The 23,022-nt window shown below is 71.1% G+C and carries 18 protein-coding genes and 1 riboswitch; of the genes, 5 read left to right on the top strand and 13 right to left on the bottom strand.

From position 1 onward, the window contains the following. The first annotated feature begins 23 nt into the window (after positions 1-23). From IPK81_10965 to IPK81_10950, 4 genes are all read left to right on the top strand, one after another. Positions 24-755 carry a protein-L-isoaspartate O-methyltransferase gene (locus tag IPK81_10965; protein QQS15056.1) on the top strand — a complete coding sequence of 244 codons (732 nt, stop codon included), beginning with the start codon at positions 24-26 and terminating at the stop codon, positions 753-755. Between the two features lie 144 nt (positions 756-899). Further along, a complete protein-coding gene (locus IPK81_10960) occupies positions 900-3,611 on the top strand; it encodes a hypothetical protein (protein ID QQS14625.1) in 2,712 nt (903 codons plus the stop codon). A gap of 10 nt (positions 3,612-3,621) precedes the next feature. After that, on the top strand, positions 3,622-4,641 hold the full coding sequence (locus tag IPK81_10955) for a hypothetical protein (protein ID QQS14624.1): 1,020 nt from the start codon (positions 3,622-3,624) through the stop codon (positions 4,639-4,641). A gap of 97 nt (positions 4,642-4,738) precedes the next feature. Then, on the top strand, positions 4,739-5,674 hold the full coding sequence (locus tag IPK81_10950; protein QQS14623.1) for a hypothetical protein: 936 nt from the start codon (positions 4,739-4,741) through the stop codon (positions 5,672-5,674). A 299-nt stretch (positions 5,675-5,973) separates the two neighbouring features. Here the strand turns inward: IPK81_10950 and IPK81_10945 are convergent, their stop codons facing one another. The 5 genes from IPK81_10945 to IPK81_10925 all read right to left on the bottom strand — a co-directional run bounded on the left by IPK81_10945 (position 5,974) and on the right by IPK81_10925 (position 10,944). Next, entirely contained in the window at positions 5,974-6,909 is a 936-nt protein-coding gene (locus IPK81_10945) for a hydroxymethylglutaryl-CoA lyase (GenBank protein ID QQS14622.1), read from the bottom strand. Next, on the bottom strand, positions 6,906-8,147 hold the full coding sequence (locus tag IPK81_10940; GenBank protein ID QQS14621.1) for a CoA transferase: 1,242 nt from the start codon (positions 8,145-8,147) through the stop codon (positions 6,906-6,908). The genes IPK81_10945 and IPK81_10940 overlap by 4 nt, the downstream gene beginning before the upstream one ends. A 25-nt stretch (positions 8,148-8,172) precedes the next feature. Next, entirely contained in the window at positions 8,173-8,790 is a 618-nt protein-coding gene (locus IPK81_10935; protein QQS14620.1) for a VOC family protein, read from the bottom strand. Positions 8,791-9,156: 366 nt separating this feature from the next. Further along, positions 9,157-9,942 (bottom strand): enoyl-CoA hydratase/isomerase family protein, encoded by a 786-nt coding sequence (locus IPK81_10930; GenBank protein QQS14619.1) that lies wholly within the window; start codon positions 9,940-9,942, stop codon positions 9,157-9,159. A 45-nt stretch (positions 9,943-9,987) separates the two neighbouring features. Then, complete coding sequence (locus tag IPK81_10925) at positions 9,988-10,944, bottom strand: tripartite tricarboxylate transporter substrate binding protein (GenBank protein ID QQS14618.1); 957 nt, start codon at positions 10,942-10,944, stop codon at positions 9,988-9,990. 462 nt (positions 10,945-11,406) lie between these two features. Next, positions 11,407-11,559: riboswitch (FMN riboswitch) on the top strand. 88 nt (positions 11,560-11,647) lie between these two features. Here IPK81_10925 and IPK81_10920 point away from each other — a divergent pair. After that, positions 11,648-12,157: a 6,7-dimethyl-8-ribityllumazine synthase gene (locus tag IPK81_10920; protein QQS14617.1), complete on the top strand. Its 510-nt coding sequence runs from the start codon at positions 11,648-11,650 to the stop codon at positions 12,155-12,157. 26 nt (positions 12,158-12,183) lie between these two features. Here IPK81_10920 and IPK81_10915 read toward each other — a convergent pair whose 3' ends face one another. The 8 genes from IPK81_10915 to IPK81_10880 all read right to left on the bottom strand — a co-directional run bounded on the left by IPK81_10915 (position 12,184) and on the right by IPK81_10880 (position 22,984). Further along, a complete protein-coding gene (locus IPK81_10915) occupies positions 12,184-13,074 on the bottom strand; it encodes a hypothetical protein (protein QQS14616.1) in 891 nt (296 codons plus the stop codon). Further along, the gene (locus IPK81_10910; GenBank protein ID QQS14615.1) at positions 13,071-13,226 is read right to left on the bottom strand and encodes a hypothetical protein; all 156 of its coding nucleotides are present in this window, start codon (positions 13,224-13,226) and stop codon (positions 13,071-13,073) included. Before IPK81_10910 ends, IPK81_10915 begins: the two co-directional genes overlap by 4 nt. Before the next feature lie 366 nt (positions 13,227-13,592). Then, positions 13,593-15,323 carry a hydantoinase B/oxoprolinase family protein gene (locus IPK81_10905; protein ID QQS14614.1) on the bottom strand — a complete coding sequence of 577 codons (1,731 nt, stop codon included), beginning with the start codon at positions 15,321-15,323 and terminating at the stop codon, positions 13,593-13,595. After that, positions 15,323-17,371: a hydantoinase/oxoprolinase family protein gene (locus IPK81_10900; protein ID QQS14613.1), complete on the bottom strand. Its 2,049-nt coding sequence runs from the start codon at positions 17,369-17,371 to the stop codon at positions 15,323-15,325. Before IPK81_10900 ends, IPK81_10905 begins: the two co-directional genes overlap by 1 nt. A gap of 313 nt (positions 17,372-17,684) precedes the next feature. Then, entirely contained in the window at positions 17,685-18,386 is a 702-nt protein-coding gene (locus IPK81_10895) for an ABC transporter ATP-binding protein (protein QQS14612.1), read from the bottom strand. Continuing rightward, positions 18,380-19,168 (bottom strand): ABC transporter ATP-binding protein, encoded by a 789-nt coding sequence (locus tag IPK81_10890; GenBank protein ID QQS14611.1) that lies wholly within the window; start codon positions 19,166-19,168, stop codon positions 18,380-18,382. Before IPK81_10890 ends, IPK81_10895 begins: the two co-directional genes overlap by 7 nt. A gap of 213 nt (positions 19,169-19,381) precedes the next feature. Next, the gene (locus IPK81_10885) at positions 19,382-21,301 is read right to left on the bottom strand and encodes an ABC transporter permease (protein QQS14610.1); all 1,920 of its coding nucleotides are present in this window, start codon (positions 21,299-21,301) and stop codon (positions 19,382-19,384) included. A gap of 465 nt (positions 21,302-21,766) precedes the next feature. Continuing rightward, positions 21,767-22,984: an ABC transporter substrate-binding protein gene (locus IPK81_10880; GenBank protein QQS14609.1), complete on the bottom strand. Its 1,218-nt coding sequence runs from the start codon at positions 22,982-22,984 to the stop codon at positions 21,767-21,769. Between the last annotated feature and the right edge of the window lie 38 nt (positions 22,985-23,022).

Here is a 23,022-nt window from a genome sequence, read left to right as displayed (position 1 = left end):
GCCGCGAGAACTACATCGCGTGGATGAAGGCCAACCGCGGCGAGTCCGACAAGTGGCTCGGCATGCGCTGGGACCGTTTCGTCCAGGTCGTGCGCAACAAGGACCTGTGGTCCGACAAGACCAAGCGCGCGTTCCTGCTGACGCCGCGCGAGGTGTTCGCCTCGGTGTCGCCGGCGATCGCCAACCGCGGCTACGAGCACGCCTTCCTCGACATCGGCTACGGCGTGACGATGTCGGGCCCGCATCTGCAGAGCCGCATGACCGACGTGATCGACGTCAAGCGCGGCGAGAAGGTGCTGGAGATCGGCACCGGATCGGGCACGCAGGCGGCGTTCCTCGCGCAGCTGACCGACAAGGTCTACACGATCGAGATCATCGCCCCGCTCGCGACCCGCACCCGCGGCCTCTACGACAAGGCCATCGTGGCGGGCTACGAGGAGTTCAAGGGCATCCACACCAAGCAGGCCGACGGCTACTACGGCTGGGCCGAGGCCGGGCCGTTCGACAAGATCATCGTCACCTGCGGCATCGACCACGTGCCGCCGCCGCTGCTCAACCAGCTCAAGCCCGGCGGCATCATGGTGATCCCGGTCGGACCGCCGGGCGCCCAGCGCGTGCTGAAGATCGTCAAGACGCAGGCCGCCGACGGCTCGATCAGCGTCACCCGCGAGGACATCTACGGCGGCAAGATCGTGCCGTTCGTGCCCTTCACCAAGCTGGTCGACGGCGAGATCAAGGGCAGCCACAACCGCTGAGGCCTTCGGCCCGGCCCGAACCGGAGGCCCCCGCGCGGCGCGACCGTCGCGGGGGCCTTCGTCGTTTCGCCGGGTCGCGCGCGCGATCCCCTCCCCAGGCGGGCGTCAGACCCGCCGACGAACCAACACCGGACCCCTCCGCACATGGCCACCAGGACCGCCGCCGGCGCGCTGCCGGACGTCGATTTCGACGCCAACCCGTCGCTGTCGTTCTACCTCTCGGTGGCGCTGGTCGCCGGCGCGGTGATCGCCCTGCAGATCTGCGTCATGCGGATCTTCTCGGTCGGCAGCTGGGCGCATTTCGGCTCGCTGGTCGTCAGCCTCGCGATGTTCGGCTTCGGCCTGACCAGCGCCGTCATGTGCATCGGCAAGGGCTGGTTCGAGCGGCACTGGCGCGGCACGGTGAAGGCGGCGCTGCTGCTGTTCGGGCCGATGATGGTCGGCTCGAACCTGGTCGCCCAGCAGGTGCCGTTCAACGCCATCTTCCTGATCTCGGACCCGGCCCAGAAGTGGCGGTTGTTCGCCAATTTCATCCTCTACTTCCTGCCGTTCCTGTGCGGCGCCTTCTACCTCGGCGTCGTGTTCCTCAAGGCGCAGAAGACCTTCAACCGCGTCTATTTCGCCGATCTCGCGGGTTCCGGCGCCTGCGGCCTGATGTTCCTGCTGGCGATGTACGTGTTCGTGCCCGAGAACCTGATCGTGGCGCCGCTGCTGCTGTGGGCGGCCGGCGCCGTGCTCTGGTTCCACGCCGTGTTCGACCGCCGCGGAATCGTCGAGACGCTGGTCGTGGCGGCGCTGTCGATCGGCGCGCACTACGCGCTGCCGCCGGCGCTGGGCATCTCCAAGCTCGCGGTGTCCGACTACAAGGGCGTGTCCTACGCGCGAAAGTTCCCGGACAACCAGCGCGTCTACGAGCGCGCGACGCCGTTCGGCTACATGGAGGTCTACGCCAGCTCCTACCTCCACTTCGCGCCCGGCCTCAGCGACAACGCCGCCTTCAACCTGAAGGAGATGCCGGAGAAGTCGTATCTCGGCATGTACATCGACAGCGAGGGCCCGAGCGGCATCATCAAGCAGCTGCCGGACTGGCAGACCGCGTATTTCCGCTACCTGTCGATGTACTACCCCTACGTGCTGAAGAAGGATCCCGAGACCTTCGTCACCCAGTTCGGCGGCGGGCTGTCGACCACCGTGGCGCTGCGCGCGGGGTCGCGCAAGGTGACGGTCGCAGAGGGCAATCCGATGGTGCTCGACGCGTTCCGCACCGACGCCGGCCTGCGCGCGTTCACCGGCGACATCCTCAACGACAAGCGCGTCGAGGTCATCGACTACGACGGCCGGCTCTACCTCGCCTACACCAAGAACCGCTACGACGTGATCGACCTGGCGCTGGCCGATTCGGCCGGCCTGTCGGCGCCCGGCGGCTTCTCGATCGTCGAGAAGTTCGGCTACACGCGCGAGGCGATGCGCGGCTACATGCGCGCGCTCAAGCCCGGCGGCGTGCTGGCGGTCACCCTCTGGAACAAGGAGGAGCCGCCGAAATCGGTGCTCAAGCTCTACGCCACGATGGCCGCCGCGGCGCGCGACATCGACGGCGCGAAGATCGCCGACCGGTTCTACGTGGCGTCGAGCTACCTCTCGACCGTGACCGTGCTCTACAAGCGCGACGGGTTCGGCGCGGCCGACATCGAGACGCTGCGCAAGCACACCAAGGAGATGTCGTTCGACGACATCTACCATCCCGGCATGCCGTTCGAGCCGAAATACACGGCCGAGACCCTGAAGGACTACTGCAACGCCATCTTCTTCGAGGGCGAGCAGGGCGACGACCCGACCGGCCCGAAGGACCCGACGGCGCCGAAGGCCGCCGCGCCGGCGACGCCGAAGGCGGGGCCCAAGGGCTACTGCGACTTCACGTCGAAGTTCGAGATCCCGGGCGCGCCCTCGACCGCCGACGACCCCGACAAGCCCAAGGTGCCGGCGATCACGATCAGCCGCATCGCCTGGCACTACCTCGTCAACGGCGGCTGGGACAAGGTCGCGGCCGAGTACGTGTTCGACACGCGCGAGCTGACCAACCACCAGCCCTATTTCGCCGCCTACGTGAAGGTGAAGGACCTGCTGCGGGTGTCGGAGCGGCTCGAGGTCGTGCAGGACGAGTGGGGCTACCTGCTGATCTGGGCGACGCTCGGCATCGCCGCCGTCGCCGCCGTCGCGCTGGTGCTGTTCCCGGTCGCGTTCGGCTGGCGCACGATCTTCAGCCGCTACCCCGGCAAGTTCGGCGCCATGGTCTACTTCCTGTGCCTCGGCCTCGGCTACATCATCGTCGAGGTCGGCATGATCAGCCACTTCATGCTGGCGCTGTCGAACGCCACGGTGTCGGCCTCGGTGCTGATCACCGGCATGCTGGTGTTCTCCGGCCTCGGCAGCTTCTACTCCGAGCGCTTCATGGACCGCGCCCGCACCTTCATGCCCAAGGTGTTCCTGGCGATCGGCGCGATCCTGATCGGCTACGGCTTCCTGCTCGATCCGTTGCTCGACGCGATCGGCACGCTGCCCTACTTCGTGCGCATCCTCGCCTGTCTCGCCATCATCTTCCCGCCGGCCTTCCTGATGGGCTTCCCGATGCCGACCGGCATGACGATGCTGGGACGCCTCGGCAAGGACCACATGTTCCTGTGGGCCTGGGGCATCAACGGCTCGTTCTCGGTGATCGGCGCCGCGCTGGTGCCGATCGTCGCCACGTCGTTCGGCCTGCCGGCGGTGCTCGCGGTCGGCGGCGCCGCCTATCTGATCGCCATCCCCGCCTTCTACCGCGTGCTGCTGCCGTTGCGCGGCGGCGCCGCGCCCGCGTAGCCGCGGCACGATGAGCGGGCCGCGTCCGACCCTGCGTCGACGCGGCGTCGCGCGTCTGCTCGGCGCCCTGGCGGCGGCGCCGCTGGCGGGGACGGCCGCGGCGGCCGATCCGCCCCGCCGGAGCCCGGCGCGTCCGGCGGCCGCCGCGGTCACGCGCTTCATCCCGCTCGACTCCGCGCCCTTCCCCTACCGCGGCCGCGACGAGGAGCTGCGCCGGCCGTTCTTCGACGTCGCGGGCCCCGGCCGCCGGCTGGGCCGCACGCTGCGCGGCGGCGAGGTCGTGTGGGAGGACCAGGCCTACCGCGACCCGCGCGCGTTCCTGCACGCGCCCGCGTCGTTCGATCCGTCGCGTCCCGCGACCATCGTCGCGTTCTTCCACGGCCACGGCACGATGATCGAGAAGGCGGCGGCGGAGTACGAGCTGGCGCGCCAGATCGACGCCTCCGGCCTCAACGCCGTGCTGTTCGCGCCGCAGTTCGCGCGCGACGCCGCCGACTCCACGCCCGGCAAGTTCCAGCGTCCCGGCGCCTTCGCGCGCTTCATCGACGAGGCGGGACTCCGCCTGGCCGCCGCGGCGGCGCCGGCCGGCCCGGCGCGCGCCAGCTGGCAGGGCGCGATGCGCACCGCCAAGGTCGTCGTCGTGGCGTTCAGCGGCGGCTACAAGCCGGCGGCGTGGGTCGCCGAGCGCGGCGGCGTCGGCCGCCGCCTCGTCGGCATGGTGCTGCTCGACGCGCTCTACGACGACGAGGACCGTTTCACCACCTGGTTCACCGCCGCGCGCCACCGCGGCTTCCTCGTCAGCCTCTACACCGAGGCGACGGCCGCCAGCAACGCCGCCCTGATGGAGCGGCTCGGCGCGCGGCGGATCGCCTTCGGCCGCTCGCTGCCGGCCGCGATCGGCGCCGGCACGGCGGCGTTCGTGCCGCTGGGCGCCAGCGAGCTGCACGCCCGCATGCCGATCGACGGCCCGCCGCGCGAGCCCGTGCGCGCCATCCTCGCCGCGACGCGTCCGCGTCCGGCGCGCGGTTGAGGCGGCGGCGGTGGCGGCGCGATCCAGAACCGGCGCGAAGCGGGCCGGGCCGCGCGCGCACCGCGGCAAGGCGCCGGCGCGGCCGCGCGCGCCGGCCGTGTTCACGGGCCCGCTCGTCCGCGGCGCGCCGTGGCCGCGCATCGAGCGCTTCGCGCACGGCGCGTTCGCGTTCGAGGCGGGCGACGACGGCCGGCCGACCGTGACGGGAGACGACCGCGTCCTGCTGCACGCGCCGCCGGCGTTCGATCCGGCGAAGCCTTCGGCCGTCGTCGTCTTCCTGCACGGCTTCAACGCGCTGTTGAGCGCCGCCGCCGAGGGCCATGCGCGGCCGTCACTGGCGCGCACGCGCGCCAAGGAGGCCGACGGCGCCGGGCCGTTCCACGTCGTCGACGACCACCGCGTGGTCGAGCAGGTCGACGCCAGCGGCTTCAACGGCCTGCTCGTGGCGCCGCAAGGCCATCGCGACGCCGCCGCCAACGACATCCCCGCGTTCCACGACGCCGCGCATGTCGCGGCCTTCCTCGACGAGATCGCCGTCAAGGTGGCCGCCGCGCGGGGCGGGCGGAACGCCGGGCTGGAGGCGCTGCGCCGCGCGCCGCTGATCCTCGCGGCCTATAGCGGCGGCTGGCGGCCCTGCGCCGATCTGCTGCGCGCGCCGGTCGTGCGCGAGCGGACGGTGGGACTGATCCTGCTCGACGCGCCCTACAGCGCGTTGCACGGCTATGGCGACTGGTTCCAGGCGCGCCGCGACCACGCCTTCGCGGTCTGCCTGCACACCGCCTCGATCGTCACCCCCGGCGGCTTCGCCGACAATCTCGCCGCCGCGCTCGACCGCTCGCTGCCCCATGGCCGCGCGACGCGCCGCGCGCCGATCACCGCTGGCGCGGATCTCGAGATCGAGCCGGGCACCGCCGCCGTGATCCGCACCCGCGACGGCGGCCACTTCGCGTTCGCGCGCGACGGCTGGCCCGGCGGGCTGGGTCCGCTCGCCGAGATCCTGCGCCGCGTCGATCCGGCGAAGTTCCAGCCCTGACCGTCGGGCGTCGGCACGGCGCGATTCGGGGCGACGAAGGAACGCTCCGCGCTCCGTCATCCCGGGCGCGGCGAGGGATCTTTCAACTGCCGAAGGATCCCTCGCCGCGCCCGGGATGACAGTACGCTCGGGATGACGGTGTGCGCGGGATGACGGTGTGCGTGGGATGACGGTGTGCGCGGGATGGCGCTGCGCTCGGGACGACGGCGCGCCGCGGCTCGCGCGGTTCAGGAGTCATCGCGCGACGCGGTCGGCGAGCACGCGGGCGCGCGGGATGGCGGTGAAGGCCGTGTCGCCTGTCAGCGCGCCACCCTGTCGGCCAGCACGCGGGCGCGGGGGATGGTGCGGACGTGGCCGCCGATGGCGGCGCCGGGGATCGTGGCGACGTCGTCGCAGGCCGGCAGCAGCCGGGCCAGATCGATGCCCGTCGCCACGCCCATGTTGCCGAACGCGAAGACGAGATCCTCGGTCGCGGTGTTGCCGGTGGCGCCGGGCGCGAACGGGCAACCTCCCAGTCCGGCGGCCGAGGAGTCGAACACGCGCACGCCCGCCTGCCACGCCGCCAGCGCGTTGGCGACACCCAGCCCGTAGGTGTCGTGGCCGTGGAACGCCCAGCCGACGCCCGGCCCGCCGAACCGCGCCATGGCGCCGGCGCACAGCGCGCCGACCTGGTCGGGGAAGGCGCGGCCGGTGGAATCGCACAGGCCGATCTCGACCGCCGGCAGGCGCCGCGCGACCTGGTCGAGGATCGCGTACACGGCGTCGGCCGGCGTGCGGCCCTCGAACGGGCAGTCGTAGCTGGTGGCGACGTTGAAGCGCCACGCCAGCGGCAGGTCCGACAGCGCGTCGACCGCGCGGCGGAAATCCTCGATCGACTCCGCCACGGTGCGGCGCACGTTCTCGCGGTTGTGCGATTCGGACGCCGACAGCACCCAGACGATCTCGCGCACGCCGCGGTCGGCCGCCAGCCGCGCGCCCTTCTCATTGGGCACCAGCACCGACAGCCGGCATCCCGCGCGCGCGCCGACGGCGGCGACCACGTCGCGCGTGTCGGCGAGCTGCGGGATCGCCTTCGGGCTCACGAACGAGCCGATCTCCATGCGGCGGATGCCGGCGTCGAGCAGCGCCTCGATATGCGCCACCTTGCGCGCGGTGGCGATGAACGGACCGACCGCCTGGAAGCCGTCGCGCGGCGCCACCTCGACGATCTCGATGGCGCGATCGGTGCCGCTCATATCGCCTTCTCCCGCCGCAACGCCTCGAACGCCGGCGCGTCGAGACCGAGCAGGCCACGATAGACCTCCTCGTTGTGCGCGCCAACCGCCGGGCCGGGCCAGCGGATCGCGCCGCCGCCGTCCGGTCCGTCGAAGCGCGGCACGATCCCGGGATGCAGGATGGCGCGGCCGAACGCGGGATCGTCGACCGCGCGCACGAATCCGCGCGCGCGGAACTGCGGATCGACCGCGCAGTCGGCGGTGGTGAAGACGCGCGAGGCGGGGATGTCGGCGGCGGCCAGCGCGGCCTCGAGATCGGCGGCGTCGCGCCCGCCGACCCAGCCGCCGATCAGCGCGTCGAGCGCGGCGGCGTTGGCGCAGCGCGCGGGGTTGTCGCGGAACCGCGGCTGGCCGGCCAGGCCGGGCATGTCCATCAGCGCCGCGAGCTTGGCGAACAACGGGTCGGAGTTGGCCGCGATCAGCAGCCACGCGCCGTCGCGGGTGCGGTAGGCGTTGGACGGCGCGTTGGTCGGCAAGGTCGAACCGGTGGGCTGCCGCACCACGCCCAGCGCGCCGTACTCCGGCAGGCAGCCCTCCAGCAGGCTGAACACCGACTCGGTCAGCGCCGCGTCGATCGAGCGGCCGGGGCCGCCGCCGTCGCGCGCGCGCCGCCACAGCGCCGCCATCAATCCGAACGCCGCGTAGATCGCCGTCACGCTGTCGCCCAGCGACACCCCGGTGCGCACCGGCGGCAGATCGGTCATGCCCGGTGGATAGGCGGTGAGATGGCGGATGCCGCCCATCGCCTCGCCGATCACGCCGAAGGCGGCGCGGTCGCGGTAGGGGCCGTCCTGCCCGAAGCCGGAGATGTGGACGACCATCAGGCCGGGATTGACCGCGCGCAGCGCGTCGTCGGAGAAGCCCAGCCGCGCCAGTTGTCCGGGCCGGAAATTCTCGACCACCGCGTCGCATCGCCGGACCAGTCCGAGGACGATGTCGCGCGCGCGGGCGTGCTTGAGATCGAGCGTGACGCAGCGCTTGTTGCGCCCGTGCACCGACCACCACAGCGACTTGTCGTCGATGCTTCCGCCCCAGCCGCGCACGGGATCGCCTTTGCCCGGCGGCTCGATCTTGATGACGTCGGCGCCGAGATCGGCCAGCAGCCGGGCGCAGAACGGCGCCGCCACGAAATGCCCGATCTCCAGCACGCGCAGCCCGGCGAGCGGCCCCGCCGCGGCGTCCAGCGCGGGCGTCGTCATATGTCCGCCGCGCCGGCGCGCGATCTCAGGCGCGACCGCTCGGGCTGGCGCCGAACCGGGCCTTGGTGGTGGCGTCCATGGCGGCGATCGGCGTCGCCGCCGCGCTCTCCGGCTGGTCCGACCGGAAGATCAGATCGTCGACCGGCCGGCCGGACTCGTAGCGCGCCGCCAGCGCGTCGGGATCGAACGGCTCGCCCACGGGATTGGCCGCGAACGCCTCGCCGGCCATGAAGTCGTTGGCCAGCGCGGCGTCCATCAGGTCGATCTGGAACTCCAGGCCGTTGTGGTCGGGATCGCGGTAGTACATCGACAGCGTCAGCCCGTGTCGGATCGGCCGGAACGGCGTCACGCCCATCGCCTTCAGGCGCTTGTAGGTCCCCACCAGCTCGCCGAGCCCGTTCCAGGTGTAGGCGAGGTGGTTGACGCCGACCTCGTTGCCGATCCGCGCCGGCAGCCCGCCCGGGGGCATCGGGCCGAGATTGAGGAAGGCGAAGCGGTGGTGCTCGTCGTCGTAGGTCAGGAACGCCAGCCGGTCGTCGCGGTGCTGGATCCGCGCCTCGAACACCTTGAGGTACCAGTCGATCATCTCCTCGTAGCGGTGCGTGTTGTAGACGACGTGGGCGAATTTGCTGGGCGCCACCATGGCGGCCTCCTGCGGGAGTCGGGGGGTGGCGCGATGTTGCGACATCCCGCGCCGGCTGTCACGGGTGGGGGCGTTCCGAGAGGGTGCGTCTTTCAGATGGCGCGGTGTTTTCTCCCTCTCCGCCCGCTTGCGGGGGGAGAGGGAAGGGGCCCGCGCGCAGCGCGGGAAGGGTGAGGTGGGCGGCCGTGGAGTCACCGGGGTTCGATATCGACATACTTCGCTTCCCCAAGCGACATCGCTACCGATACGAACACCACCTCACCCCCGCCGTATCGGCTTCACCGATACGGCGTTCCATGCTTCGCATGGGCCCCGCCCTCTCCCCCGCTGCGCGGCGGAGAGGGAGAATACGGCACGGAATCCCGATCAGCGTCCCGTGAACGCCGGCTTGCGCTTCTCGTCGCGCGCCCGGCGGCCCTCGGCGTAGTCGGCGCTGGCGTAGACCTCGTCGGCCAGAAGGTGGCAGTAGGCGACGTCCGGCGGCGCGTCGCGCCGCGCGATCTGCTTGAGCATCAGCTTGCAGGCGCGCTGGGTCAGCGGCGCGTTGGCGGCGATGGTCGCGGCCGTGTCGTCGATATGCCGGTCAAGCGCGGCGCGGTCGGCGACCACGTCGAGCACGAGGCCGATCCGCGCCGCGTCGGCCGCGTCGTACTGGCGGCCGGTGTAGAGCATCTCCCGTGTGCGGGCGGCGCCGACGCTGGCGGCCACGGCGGCGAGATCCTCGTAGCGGTAGGGCAGCCCCAGCTTCGCCGCCGGGATCGCGAAGCGGCTGGCGGCGCTGGCGTAGCGCAGGTCGCACAGCAACGCGATCTCCAGCCCGCCGCCCATGCAGAAACCCTGGATCGCGGCGATGGTCGGCTTCTCGATGTCCTTCAGCAGGTCGCAGGCGCGCCGCGTGGCGGCGTTGTAGACGGCGATACGCTCCGCCGTGTCGCGCACGCGGCCGAACTCCGAGATGTCGTTGCCGGTGCAGAACGCCTTGTCGCCGGCGCCGGACACCACGATCACGCGGGCGCGGTCGTCGCGCGTCAGCGCCTCCAGCGCGTCGCCCAGCCGGCGCCACATGTCCAGCGTCATGGCGTTGTGCTTCTCGACGTGGTCGATGACGAGACGGACGATGCCGCCCTCGTTGGAGACGCGGATGTCGGGCATATGGAACTCTGTTCGTTGGTGGTGGTGTTGGCGCGGGCGGCGGCGCTATTCGATGCGGATGCCGGCGGCGCGCACGACGCGGCCCCAGGTCTCGTTCTCGCGCGCGATGCGCGCGGCCAGCGCCGCCGGCGTCGTCGTCGCGACCTCCATGCCCTGCCGCTCCAGCGCCGCGCGCACGTCGCCGGCGGTCAGCGCCGCCGTCAGCGTGGCGGCGAGACGGGCGACCACGGCCGGATCCATGCCGCGCGGGCCGACGAAGGCGTACCAGTTGGCGGCGTCGTAGCCGGCGAAGCCCTGTTCGGCCACGGTCGGCACGTCCGGCAGGAAGGGCGAGCGCTTGGCGCCGGTGGTGGCCAGCCCGCGGATGCGGCCGGACTTGATCATCTCCGTTGCGGTCGGCGCGCTGGCGAACAGCGAGGGCACATGGCCGGCGACGAGGTCGTTCATGGCCGGCCCGCCGCCCCGGTAGGCGACGTGCACCAGATTCACGCCGGACATCACGCGCAGCAGCTCGCCCGCGAGGTGTCCGGCCGAGCCCTGGCCAGAGCTGCCGAAGGTGATGCCCTCGGGCCGCCGGCCGAGCGCGAGGTACTCCGCCAAGGTCCCGGCCTTGACGCCGGGATGCACGACGACGGCGTTGGGGAACTCCACCGCCATGGTGATCGGCGTCATGTCGGCCTGCGCGTCGAAGCCCACGTCCTTCATCGCGTGGTGGTTGATCGCCAGCGGGCCGGCCGAGTTCAACATGATCGTGTCGCCGTCCGGCGCGGCGCGCACGATCTCGCGCGTGGCGATGTTGCCGCCGGCGCCCGGCCGGTTCTCGATGATCACCTGACGGCCCGTGGCGCGTGTGATCTCCTGGCCGACCACGCGCACGACGGCGTCGGTGCCGCCACCCGGCGCGAAGCCGACGATCATGCGCAGCGGCTTCTGCGTCTGCGCCGGGGCGGCGCGGCTGGCGACGATCGCCGGCGCGGCCGCGAGAAGCGTGCGTCTAAGCATGGTCGATCCTCCCCGCGGAACGATGGCCGTCCCGTCGATACCGCGACTCCCCCTCACCTAACCTCTCCCCCTCCGGGGGAGAGGAACATGAGCGCGTGGACGCCTCTCCTGCCGCGCGCCCGCGGCCTCCTTCCCCCTCTCCTCCGACGAGGGAGAGGAACATGAGCGCGTGGACGCGGCTTCCATGTCGCTCCCCGACTTTCATACTCCCTTCCCCCATCGAGGGAGAGGAACGTGAGCGCGTCGACGCTGCGTCCCGACATTCATATTCCTCTCCCCCGGAGGGGGAGAGGCTAGGTGAGGGGGCGTCCGCCGCGGCCGCGCTCCTAGCTTTCCAATCACATACGATCATCCCGTCGGCGCGCAGATTACGCGCGCGCATGCCGGCCATGCCAAGAGATTCCGCAGGTCCCGCCGATGCCGATGCTACGACTCCCACGTCGCGGGGATGTCCTCCGCGGCAAGCGTTCTCAGGGCGGGGCGGAAATCCCCACCGGCGGTAGGCGCGCCTCGGCGCGCGAGCCCGCGAGCGCCCGTCGATCTCGGTCGGCGGGGTCAGCAGATCCGGTCGAATACCGGAGCCGACGGTCACAGTCCGGATGGAAGAGAACGGGAGGACGACGGCGCGTCGATCCGCTTGCGGGCGGATCGCGTCGTCTCGTCGGCTCGTGCGCCCTGATTCAACGGCTCGATGGAGATGGCCATGAATCAGCGGATACAGGACAACGCTCAAGTCGACGACAAGGGAAGCGGCGCCGATGGCGGGCCGCGGATCGCGTTCGTGCAATCGTGCTGGCACCGGGACATCGTCGACCGGTGCCGCGACTCGTTCGTCGCCGGCATGGCGGAACGCGGCTACGCCGCCGACGCCATCGACCTCTACGAGGTGCCCGGCGCCTTCGAGATCCCGCTGCACGCCAAGATGCTGGCCAAGACCGGCCGCTACGCCGCGGTCGTGTCGTCGGGCTTCGTGGTCGACGGCGGCATCTACCGGCACGAGTTCGTGGCCGACGCGGTGATCGACGGGCTGATGCGCGTGCAGATCGAGACCGAGGTGCCGATGATCTCGGCCGTGCTGACGCCGCAGCGCTTCCACGAGCACGACGAGCACCGCGCCTTCTTCCGCGAGCATTTCACGGTGAAGGGCGCCGAGGCCGCCGTCGCCTGCGCCACCACGATCGAGAACCTCGCGCGGTTGAGGCGCGCGGCGTAGGGCGGCGGAGTCCGCCGCCAACGCTGTCATTCCGAGCGGAGCGAGGGATCCAGGCGACGCTCCTGGATCCCTCGCGATGTCCGGGATGGCGGCAGTGGGCGAGGACGGCGTTCCACAGCGGGGTGCGGCGGCGCGCCGATCACCGTCGCTATCGCCATGCCACTGCGGGCTTCCGGACTCAGCTCATGTCGTCTGATCGCGCCGACGGACGATCGGGCGACCCACCCCATCCGCAAGCTCACCGACGGCGCTCCGGCGAAGATTCTGGGTTCGGACAGCCGGCCCTTTCCGGCGCCGACCATTCCGATTGCGGTCGCGAATGTGACGAAATCGGGCAACGACGAGTCCGATTTGCTGAACGAATGCACCAGCATCACCGCATGGTTCGCCGCATAGCGCTCGGCCTCGAACAGCGCCGACGCGGTCCGGTGGAAGAGCTGATATCGCAGTCCGCCAGCGTCGGTCGGCGTGACGCCAAGAAGGCGTTGAAGATGGGCGGTCCGAACGCCGTAGCCCGTGGTGTCCGGCAATTCGCGCACGAAGGGGCCGAAAGACTCGTCGACCTTCCCTTCGACTGCGAGGATTCCGGCTCCCGAAGCCAAGCGCATGGTGACCATGAGATCCGTCTGGCTTGGACGACCGGGCGTCCTCAGGTCGACCTGCTTCTCAAAATTGCCCTCGATGAATGCGGCGCCCTGCCACTCCGGCGCGCTGTCGAGCACTTGCCGTACCGGTGTCGGAATGTCGCCGGCGCCGACCCAGCTGGTCGCGAGTTCGCAAGCCGAGAAGCCGACCTTCCAATGGTGCGCCTGTGCGAGATACTTTCTTACATCCGTGGGCACGTGCACCGGATTCGGCAACGTCGATCCACCGAAGAACTTCGAAGGCTTGGTGTCGGCGGGCGGAACGTCGTTCATCGTTGAGGGTCCTCAGCCGTCGGTTCTGGCGCGAGGGTACTGGCGCCGATCAGCGCCACCATCCGCGCCTCGGTGTAGTACGTCCGCCGCAGGTCGCGCACGAGCGGCGCCGGCTCGCGCTCGTACTCGTCATCGTAGCCGCCGCCGAGCAAGATGACGCGAACGGCGCGCCGGGGCTGACGTTGTGTCCTCATCGTTCGGCAGGTTAAGCGGCCCCCTTGAGCGTGACGAATCGAAGGTGCCGCGTCACGCCCTGAGATCGGAATTTTCCTTACGGAACAGCGTCGACCGGCCGGATTCGGGCGTTAAATCAGCCGTTTTGTATATTGTATACAAAATACAATATACAAAACCCGAATCGGCGCGATCCCTGTGCGCACGAAATCGATCCGTTGCTTGAAATACGGGACCTTCAAATCCGGCGGGCGAGTTTGCGAGAGGCGTGAAAATGACCGCGCGGCGAACGCCACCGCGCGGCTCCTGCTGTATCCCGGGAGGTCGGTGCGGGGACGGCGGAACTACCGCGCCGCGTCGGGGCCGAACAGCGCCGCCGCCTGCGCCGGGGTGTAGTAGCCCCGCCGCAGGTCGCGCGCGATCAGCGCCGGGTCCCGCTCGCGCGGGTCGCCGTAGCCGCCGCCGCCGGGCGTGCTGACGCGCACGACGTCGCCCGGCCCGACCTCGATGTCCTGGTCCTTCGACAGATGCGGCGGCACGTAGCTGACGCCGCCGTGGTCGACGCGCACCGTGTTGACGCCGCCGTCGCCGCCGCCCAGCGCGCCCTGCGGGCCGACGCGGCCGTGGTCCATCACCATCGACACCCGCGCCGTGCCGCGGCGGATGCGGATGGCGTAGCGGATGCCCATGCCGCCGCGGTGCCTGCCGGCGCCGCCGGAGCCCTCGGCCAGCGCGAACTCGTCGAACAGGATGGGGTAGTACTGCTCCATCACCTCGACCGGCTGCATCTTGGAGATGCCGATGGTGGAGCATCCGTTGCTGAGCCCGTCGCCCTCGAACGAGCCGCCGTAGCCGCCGCCGGTGAAAAGGTACATCACGTAGGGCCGCTGGCGCGCGGGATCGTAGCCGCCGATGCCGAGATTGCCCGACGTGCCGGCGGGCGCCGCGAACAGCCGATCGGGGATGGCGTGCGTCAGCGCCGCGAACACCGCCTCGGCGATGCGCTGGCTGACCTCGGCGGCGCAGCCCGACACCGGACGCGGATAGCGCGCGTAGAGGAACGTGCCCTCGGGCTCGACGATCTCCAGCGGCTCGAAGGTGCCGGCGTTGATCGGCACGTCGGGGAACACGTGCTTGATGGCCAGGTAGATCGACGACTTGGTCGTGGCGATGACGCTGTTCATCGGCCCGCGGCAGGGCGGGCTCGAGCCGGTCATGTCGAATCTCAGCGTCTCGCCGCGCTTCTCGATCCGCATGCGGATGGTCAGCGGCTCGTCGACCACGCCGTCGGAATCGACCGTCGAGCGTCCCTCGTAGACGCCGTCGGGGATGGTGGCGATGCGGGCGCGCATCTGGCGCGAGGCCCTCACGCGCAGCTCGGCGATGGCGGCGCGCACCGTGTCGGCGCCGTACCTGTCGATCAGCTCCGTCAGGCGGCGTTCGCCGGTGTCGAGGGCGGCGGCCTGCGCCTTGATGTCGCCGATGCGCTGGTCGGCGATGCGCATGTTGCTCATCAGGATCGCGAGGATCTCGCGGTCCATCACGCCCTTCTTGAAGAACTTGATCGGCGGCAGGCGCAGGCCCTCCTGCTCCACCTCCGTCGCGCTGGCCGAGAAGCCGCCGGGCACCATGCCGCCGATATCCGGCCAGTGGCCGGTGTTCGCGAGCCACGCGAACAACGCGCCTCGATAGAAAAACGGCTTCACGAAGCGCACGTCCATCAGATGCGTGCCGCCGAGATAGGGATCGTTGACGATGAACACGTCGCCGGGCTCGACCGCGCCGTCGTAGTGCGTGCGCACGCGCTCGATCACCGCCTGCGTGGAGAACTGCATCGTGCCGACGAACACCGGCAGGCCCAGCTCGCCCTGCGCGATCAGCGAGCCGTCGACCGCGTCGTAGATGCCGTCGGAGCGGTCCATGCCCTCGGAGATCACCGGCGAGAAGGCGGCGCGCACGAAGGCGAGGTCCATCTCGTTGCAGACCTGGTTGAGGCCGTTCTGGATCACGGCGAGCGTGACGGGATCGAACGCGCCGGCGTCGACGCGGACGGGAACGGCGGCCGTATCGGGCATCACGACACCTCCATCACGAGATCGCCGATGGCGTCGACCGAGACGCGGTCGCCGGGTTCGACCACGGTGGTGCAGTCCAACTGCTGCACGATCGCCGGGCCTTCGAAGCGGGAATCGGCCGGCAGACGGTCGCGCAGATAGACCGGCGTGTCGATCCATCCACCTTGCGCGAACCACACCGGGCGGCGTCCGGCCAGCGCGCCCGCGAGATCGGCGGCCTTGTCGCCGGCCGCCAGCGCCGCGAGGTCGACGCGCGGGCGGCGGCCGATGATGGCGGTGTGCAGGTTCACCAGCACGGCGCGGATCTCGGGCAGCTCGACCCCGAAGCGCGTCCAGTAGGCCGCCTCGAAGGCGGCGCGCAGCGCCTCGACGTCGACGCCGATCTCCGGCAGCGGCACGGTCAGCATATGGCTCTGACCCTGGAACTGCATGTCGGCGAAATGCAGCCGCGTCACGCCCTCGATCGCGACGCCTTCGCGCCCCAGCAGCGCCTCGCCCTCGGCGATCTGCGCCGACAGGATCGCGCGCACGGTCGCGGGCTCGAGCGCCGGCAGCGGCGTGTTCACGGTGCGCACGAAATCGTGGCGCACATCGGCCACGACGCAGCCCAGCGCGTTGGTCAGGCCCGGCCGCGCCGGGATCAGCACCTTGGGGATGCCGAGCTCGCGCGCCAGCGCGCCGGCGTGAAGGGGACCCGCGCCGCCGAACGCGAACAGCGCGAAGTCGCGCGGATCGTGGCCGCGCGCCAGCGACACCAGCCGGATGGCGCCGGCCATGCGGTCGTTGGCGATGCGCAGGATGGCGGCGGCCGCGTCGGCCCAGCCGAGACCGAGCGGCCGGCCGGCCTCGGCCTCGATGCGCGCGCGCACGTGGTCGAGCGACACCGGCTCGGCGACCGACAGCAGCCGCGCCGGATCGAGCCGGCCCAGCGCCAGGTTGGCGTCGGTGATGGTCGGCGCCGTGCCGCCGCGGCCGTAGCAGATCGGCCCCGGCGTGGCGCCGGCGCTGCGCGGTCCGACGCGCAGCATGCCCGACGGATCGACATGCGCGATCGAGCCGCCGCCGGCGCCGATGGTGTGCACGTCGACCATCGGCACGTGGATCGGGATGCCGTACTCGAGGTCGAGCTCGCTCGACACCTGCGGCACGCCGTCCTTGATAAGCCCGACGTCCGTGGACGTGCCGCCCATGTCGTAGGTGATCAGGTTGGGCTGGCCGCAGGCGCGGCCGGTGTAGGCGGCGGCCATGACGCCCGACGCCGGCCCGGACATCACGGTGTTGACCGCCGACTCCGCGACCAGGCGCGCCGCGACCGTGCCGCCATTGCCCTGCATCACCAGCAGCTCGCGGCTGAAGCCGCGGCTGGACAGCTCGCCGAGCAGGCGTGCGACGTAGCGGTCGAGGATCGGCTGGATGGCGGCGTTGACGCTGGCCGTCGTGCCGCGCTCGTACTCGCGGTACTCCGAGACGACGCGGTGGCCGGCGGTGACGTAGGCGTTGGGCCACGACGCGCGCGCGATCTCCTCGGCGCGCCGCTCGTGCGCCGGATTGATGTAGCTGTGCAGGAAGTGGATGACGAGCGCGTCGCAGCCGGCGTCCGTGAGCGTCGCGACCGCGCCGCGCACGGCGTCCTCGTCGAGCGGCGTCACCACGCCGCCCTCGGCGTCCATGCGCTCCGGCACCTCCAGCCGCAACTCGCGCGGGATCAACGGCTCGAACGAGCCGGTCAATCCATACGAGTTGGGCCGGGTGCGCCGCCCCAGCTCGAGCACGTCGCGGAACCCCCGGGTGGTGATCAGGCCGACGCGGGCGATCTTGCGCTCGAGCAACGCGTTGGTCGTCGTCGTGGTGCCGTGCACGATCGACGCCAGCGCCGCGACGTCGAGACCCGCGGCGTCGAGCGCGGCCACGAAGCCGAAGGCCTGGTTGTCGGTCGTGGTCGGCACCTTGGCCAGCGACACCTTGCCCGTCGCCGGATCCATGGCGACCAGGTCGGTGAAGGTGCCGCCGACATCGATGCCGACGACGGTGGAGGTGGGGCCGGTCATGGCGCGTCCATCATCGCGGCGGACGCGTCGAAGACGCCCCTGATCCGCCGCTGCGGAGCACCGTCTCCCGCGGAGGCGCGGAGCGGCGGCCGGCGCCTCCTCACCCGACCTCTCCCCCGATGAGGGAGAGGAGAAAGAGGCTGGAGGCGAGCGGCGGAATCCACGCTCTCACGCTCATGTTCCTCTTCCCCACCGCGGGAGAGGCCAGGTGAGGGGGCTTCGCGTCGTCCACGCGCCGCCATCGCCGGTGTGCGCACGGCGGCGCTCGAGGCGCGTCGCGCCGCGGGAGATGTTCGGAGCCGTCCCATCGTCCTCACACGCTCAGGTACTGTTCGCGCGCCGCCGGGTCGGCGCGCAGCTCGTCCATGGTGCCGGCGAACCGCGCGCGGCCCTTCTCGACGATGACGGCGCGGTCGGCCACCAGCGACGAGAAATGCAGGTTCTGTTCCGACAGTACCACGCACAGACCCTCCGATTTCAGCGCCCGGATGGCGCCGGCCATCTGCTCGACGATCAGCGGCGCCAGCCCCTCCGACGGCTCGTCGAGCAGCACGCATTTCGGATTGCCCATCAAGGTGCGCGCGATGGTCAGCATCTGCTGCTCGCCGCCGGACATGCGTCCGCCGGGGCGGTCGCGCATGCGTCCGAGATTGGGGAACAGCGCGAACAGCTTGTCCGGCGTCCACGATGGCGCGCCGTCGCGCGGCGGCTGCCGGCCGACCTCGAGGTTCTCCATCACCGACAGGTCGGTGAACACGCGCCGGTCCTCCGGCACGAAGCCGAGCCCGAGCCGGGCGATGCGGAACGGCTGCAGACCGTCGATGCGCGCGCCGTCGAACCGCACCTCGCCGCGCGCCGGCGGCACCAGGCCCATGACCGCCTTCATCGTCGTCGACTTGCCGGCGCCGTTGCGTCCCAGCAGCGCCAGCACCTCGCCGGCGCGCGCCTCCAGCGCCATGTCGGCGAGGATGTGCGCGCGGCCGTAGTAGGCGTGCAGGCCGGCGACGCTCAGCATGCCGGCGTCTCCACCGCGCCGTGCCCGTAGGTCGCGCCGGTGCCGAGATAGACGGCGCGCACGCCGGGATCGGCGCGCACCTCGGCCGGCGCGCCCTCGGCGATCAGCCGGCCGTGGTCGAGCACGATGACCCGGTCGGCGTGGGCGAAGACGACGTCCATGTCGTGCTCGGTGAACAACACGGCGATTCCGCGCTCCTTGGCCAGCCGCGCCGTCAGCGCCATCAGCTCGACGCGCTCCTTCGGCGCCATGCCCGCGGTCGGCTCGTCCATCAGCAGCAGCTTGGGATCGTTGGCCAGCGCGACGGCCAGCTCGACGCGCTTGAGGTCGCCGTAGGCCAGCACGCCGCAGACGCGGCCGCCCTGGTCGCGCATGCCGACGCGCTCGAGCAGCGCGTCCGCCGCCGCGACGTGCAGCGCCGAGGCGCGCGCGAACGGCGACAGCGTCCGGCCGTGATGCGAGATCAGCGCCATCTGCACGTTCTCGCGCACCGTCATCGACACGAAGGTGGCGGTGATCTGGAACGTGCGACCGACGCCCAGCCGCCAGATGTCGCGCGGCCGCAGCCCGAGGATGTCGCGGCCGAGGAAGCGCGCGCTGCCGGAATCGGCCGGGAGCTGGCCGTTGATCATGTTGAAGCAGGTCGATTTGCCCGCGCCGTTGGGGCCGATCAGCGCCAGCAGCTCGCCGGCCGACACCGCGAAATCGACGCCGTCGACCGCGCGCACGCCGCCGAACGCCTTCGACAGTCCACGCACGTCGAGGACGGGGGTGGCGGTCATGACGCTCCCTCTGGCGTATAACCGCCGCGCTTTCTTCCCTCCCCCTTGGGGGGGGGTCGGGAGGGGGTCCTTCGCACAGGGTGCCCTGTCTGAGACGCACGGACGGACGGAAGAGTTCAGCCGAGGCACTTCGTGTGCGGCACCCCCCTCCCCGACCCTCCCCCACAAGGGGGGAGGGAGTATGAAACGATTTGGGAGTGAAGCGCACCGCCGTCATGCCGCCGCTCCGCGTTCGCGCCAGCGCCGCCACAGCAGGGCCGCGCCGCCGGAGACGCCCTGCGGGAAGGCGAGCACCAGCGCCAGGATCACGAAGCCGAGCATGGCGCGCCAGAACTCGGTGCGCCGCGCCAGCTCGTCCTTCAGCCAGGTGAACACCGCGGCGCCGGCGATCGGACCGGTCACGGTCTCGACGCCGCCGAGCAGCACCATGACCAGCGCGTCGGTCGACAGCGCGATGCCGGCGGCCTCCGGCGAGATGCTCCCCTTGGAGAAGGCCGACAACGCACCGGCGAGGCCGGCGAAGGCGCCGACCAGCGCGAAGGCGAACCATTGCTGGCGCCGCAGGTCGATGCCGATGGCCTCGGCGCGCAGCGGCGAGTCGCGTCCGGCGCGCAGCGCGTAGCCGAACGGCGACACCAGCGCCCGCCACAGGAACGCGATCCCGGCGGCGCACAGCGCCAAGGTCAGCCAGTAGTAGGCGCTCTTGGAGGACAGCCAACCCGAGGGCCAGACGCCGGTCAGCCCGTTGCTGCCGCCGGTGAACGCGTCCCACTGGAAGATGACCGACCACGCGATCTGCGCGAACGCCAAGGTCAGCATCGCGAGGTAGACGCCGGACAGCCGCACGCAGAACCAGCCGAACAGCAGCGCGAACGCTCCCGACGCCAGCGGCGCGAGCAGCAGCGCGATCTCCATCGGCAGGGCTGCGCGCTTGAGCAGCAGCGCGGCGGCGTAGGCGCCGATGCCGAAATACGCGGCGTGGCCGAACGACACCATGCCGGCCGGTCCCATGATCACGTGCAGGCTGACGGCGAACAGCGCGAAGATGATGATGTCGGTCAGCAGCACCAGCAGGTAGCGGTCGCCCGGGGCCAGCAGCGGCACCAGCGCCAGCACCGCCAGCGCCGGCGCCCAGGCTTTCCAGCCCGGTGGCGCCGGTTGCGCGGCGGCCTCGGCGACGGCGCGCGCGGCGGCCGGCGCGCGGCCGAGCAGACCGTAGGGCCGCGCCACCAGCACCGCCGCCATCACGAGGAACTCGACCACCAGCGTCAGCTTCGAGAACGAGATCTCGACGCCGAGGAAGGTCTGCGTGCCGGCGGCGATGCAGAACGCCTTGACCACGCCGATCAGCATCGCGGCCAGGAAGGCGCCGGGCACGCTGCCCAGCCCACCGACCACGGTGACCACGAAGGCGTCGGCGATCACCGCCAGATCGAGGCCGAGATTGGCCGGCTCGCGCGGCAGCTGAAGCGCGCCGCCGAGCCCCGCCAGCGCCGAGCCGATGAAGAACACGCCGGTGAACAGCCGGCGCTCGTCGACGCCGAGCGCGCCGACCATCTCGCGGTCCTGCGTCGCGGCCCGCACCAGCGCGCCCCAGCGCGTGCGCGTCAGCGCCAGCCACAATCCCAGCAGGATCAGCGGCGCCAGCGCGATCAGCGCCAGATCGTAGGTCGGCACGCGGCGGCCGAGGATGTCGATGGTGCCGTTCAGACCGGGCGCCCGCGGTCCGACGAGGTCCTCCGCCCCCCAGATGCCGAGCGCGGCGTCCTTGACCACGAGCACGACGGCGAAGGTGGCGAGGAGCTGGAACAACTCCGGCGCGCGGTAGATGCGGCGCAGGATCGTCATCTCGACCAGCGCGCCGACGCCGCCGGTGACCAGCGCCGCGCCGGCGACCGCCGCCCAGAACCCCAGCGGCGTGCGTCCGAAGCCGCCGAACGCGAACACCTTGGTCGTCAGGCCCTCGAGCAGCGAGTACGCGACGTAGAGCCCGACCATGTAGAGCGAGCCGTGCGCGAAGTTGACGATGCGCGTGACGCCGAAGATCAGCGACAGCCCGGCCGCCACCATGAACAGCGACGAGGCGCCGGCGAAGCCGTTGAGCAGTTGCGCGATGAACGAGGCGAAGGTCACGTCCGGCCGTCATGCGTGTGGCGCGCCGCCGTTCGTCCTCGTCCCCGCGGAGTCGCGGCCGCCGCCGCCCCCCTCACCTGACCTCTCCCACGGTGGGGCCTAGCGGATTCACGCGTCTTGATGCGAGGCGGTTTTCAAACCTCCCTCCCCCCTTGTGGGGGAGGGGTGGGGAGGGGGGTGCTGCAGGTCGCGATGATCGAGATCGAGCGGCGTCACCTAAGCGAGTCACGGAACGGATTTGGTGCGGTACCACCCCCCACCCCGGCCCTCCCCCACAAGGGGGGAGGGAGCATGAGGACGGCGGACTCGGCAGGATGTGCGAATCCGCTCGCCCGTGGGCGGAAAGGAGGAAGAGGTTGGAGGCGCACGGCGCGATCAGATTCCTCTCCCCCATCGGGGGAGAGGCTAGGTGAGGGGGCGCCTCGACACCGCCCATCAGGCGGAAAGGGGAAAGAACACCGGGCATCACCCCGCCGGGCGCAGCTTGCGGACCTCGTCGTCGGGCGGCAGGGCGTCCTTGCCGTCGACGTAGCGCCAGTCGACCATCACGCCCTTGCCGTCCTTGACGTCGATGCGGCCCACGTACGCGCCCATGGTCGACTGGTTGTCGAGCGCGCGGTAGGTGACGTCGCCGAACGGCGTCGAGTGGGTCAGCCCCTTCATGCCGTCGACCAGCTTCTCCTGGTCGAGCGCGCCGGCCTTGCGGATCGCGGCCACGGCGGACTGGACCGTGGCGTAGCCCACGATCGAACCCAGCCGCGGGTAGTCCTTGTACTTCGCCTGATAGGCGTCGAGGAACGCCTTGTGCTCCGGCGTCTTGATCTCGTTCCACGGATAGCCGGTGACGTACCAGCCCTTCGGCGCCTCGTCCTTCAGCGGATCGAGATACTCGGGCTCGCCGGCCAGCAGGTTGAACACCTCGCGGCCCTTGAACAGCTCGCGCGAGCTTCCCTCGCGCACGAACTTCGCGAGGTCCGCGCCGAACAGAGAGCTGAAGATCGCGTCGGGCTTGGCGTCGGCCAGCGCCTGCGCCACCGCGCCGGCCTCGATCTTGCCGAGCGGCGCGGCCTGCTCGATGACGAACTCGACGCCGGGCTGCTTGGCCGACAGCAGCTTCTTGAACGCCGCCGTCGCCGACTGGCCGTATTCGTAGTTCGGATAGACGATCGCCCAGCGCTTCTTCTTCAGCTTGGCCGCGTCGGGGATCAGCATCGCCGTCTGCATGTAGGTCGAGGCGCGCAGGCGGTAGGTGTAGCGGTTGCCCTGGTCCCAGACGATCTTGTCGGTCAGCGGCTCGGCGGCGATGAACAGCGTCTTGCGCTGCTTGGCGAAATCGGCGACCGCCAGTCCGACGTTCGACGGGAAGGTGCCGATCAGGAAGGCGACGCCCTCGCGGCTCAGAAGCTCCTCGGCGACGCGCACCGCCTCGGCCGGCGTGCCGCCGTCGTCGCGCGAGACGATCTCGATCTTGCGGCCGAGCACGCCGCCGGCGGCGTTGACCTGCTCGACCGCCAGCTCCCAGCCGCGCTTGTAGGGCTCGAGGAAGGCGGGGAAGACCTTGTAGCTGTTGAGCTCGCCGATCTTGATCGGGCCCTGCTGCGCGAACGCGGGCAGGGCGGCCGAGCCGGCGGCGCCGGCCGCGAGGCCGAGGACGGTTCTGCGCTTCATGGCGGGAATCTCCATCTTGTCAGGCGCGCATCCTGCGGAGAGAACGCGCCCCG

It is taken from the genome of Rhodospirillales bacterium (assembly GCA_016699855.1).
Lineage (GTDB): Bacteria > Pseudomonadota > Alphaproteobacteria > Reyranellales > Reyranellaceae.
This window is presented reverse-complemented; position numbering and strand designations above follow the sequence as displayed.

Coding starts and splice junctions, on each gene's coding strand:
- IPK81_10965 (QQS15056.1), top strand. CDS start 24: ATGAAGGCCAACCGCGGCGAGTCCGACAAGTGGCTCGGCATGCGCTGG.
- IPK81_10960 (QQS14625.1), top strand. CDS start 900: ATGGCCACCAGGACCGCCGCCGGCGCGCTGCCGGACGTCGATTTCGAC.
- IPK81_10955 (QQS14624.1), top strand. CDS start 3,622: ATGAGCGGGCCGCGTCCGACCCTGCGTCGACGCGGCGTCGCGCGTCTG.
- IPK81_10945 (QQS14622.1), bottom strand. CDS start 6,909: ATGAGCGGCACCGATCGCGCCATCGAGATCGTCGAGGTGGCGCCGCGC.
- IPK81_10940 (QQS14621.1), bottom strand. CDS start 8,147: ATGACGACGCCCGCGCTGGACGCCGCGGCGGGGCCGCTCGCCGGGCTG.
- IPK81_10935 (QQS14620.1), bottom strand. CDS start 8,790: ATGGTGGCGCCCAGCAAATTCGCCCACGTCGTCTACAACACGCACCGC.
- IPK81_10930 (QQS14619.1), bottom strand. CDS start 9,942: ATGCCCGACATCCGCGTCTCCAACGAGGGCGGCATCGTCCGTCTCGTC.
- IPK81_10925 (QQS14618.1), bottom strand. CDS start 10,944: ATGCTTAGACGCACGCTTCTCGCGGCCGCGCCGGCGATCGTCGCCAGC.
- IPK81_10920 (QQS14617.1), top strand. CDS start 11,648: ATGAATCAGCGGATACAGGACAACGCTCAAGTCGACGACAAGGGAAGC.
- IPK81_10915 (QQS14616.1), bottom strand. CDS start 13,074: ATGAACGACGTTCCGCCCGCCGACACCAAGCCTTCGAAGTTCTTCGGT.
- IPK81_10905 (QQS14614.1), bottom strand. CDS start 15,323: ATGCCCGATACGGCCGCCGTTCCCGTCCGCGTCGACGCCGGCGCGTTC.
- IPK81_10900 (QQS14613.1), bottom strand. CDS start 17,371: ATGACCGGCCCCACCTCCACCGTCGTCGGCATCGATGTCGGCGGCACC.
- IPK81_10895 (QQS14612.1), bottom strand. CDS start 18,386: ATGCTGAGCGTCGCCGGCCTGCACGCCTACTACGGCCGCGCGCACATC.
- IPK81_10890 (QQS14611.1), bottom strand. CDS start 19,168: ATGACCGCCACCCCCGTCCTCGACGTGCGTGGACTGTCGAAGGCGTTC.
- IPK81_10880 (QQS14609.1), bottom strand. CDS start 22,984: ATGGAGATTCCCGCCATGAAGCGCAGAACCGTCCTCGGCCTCGCGGCC.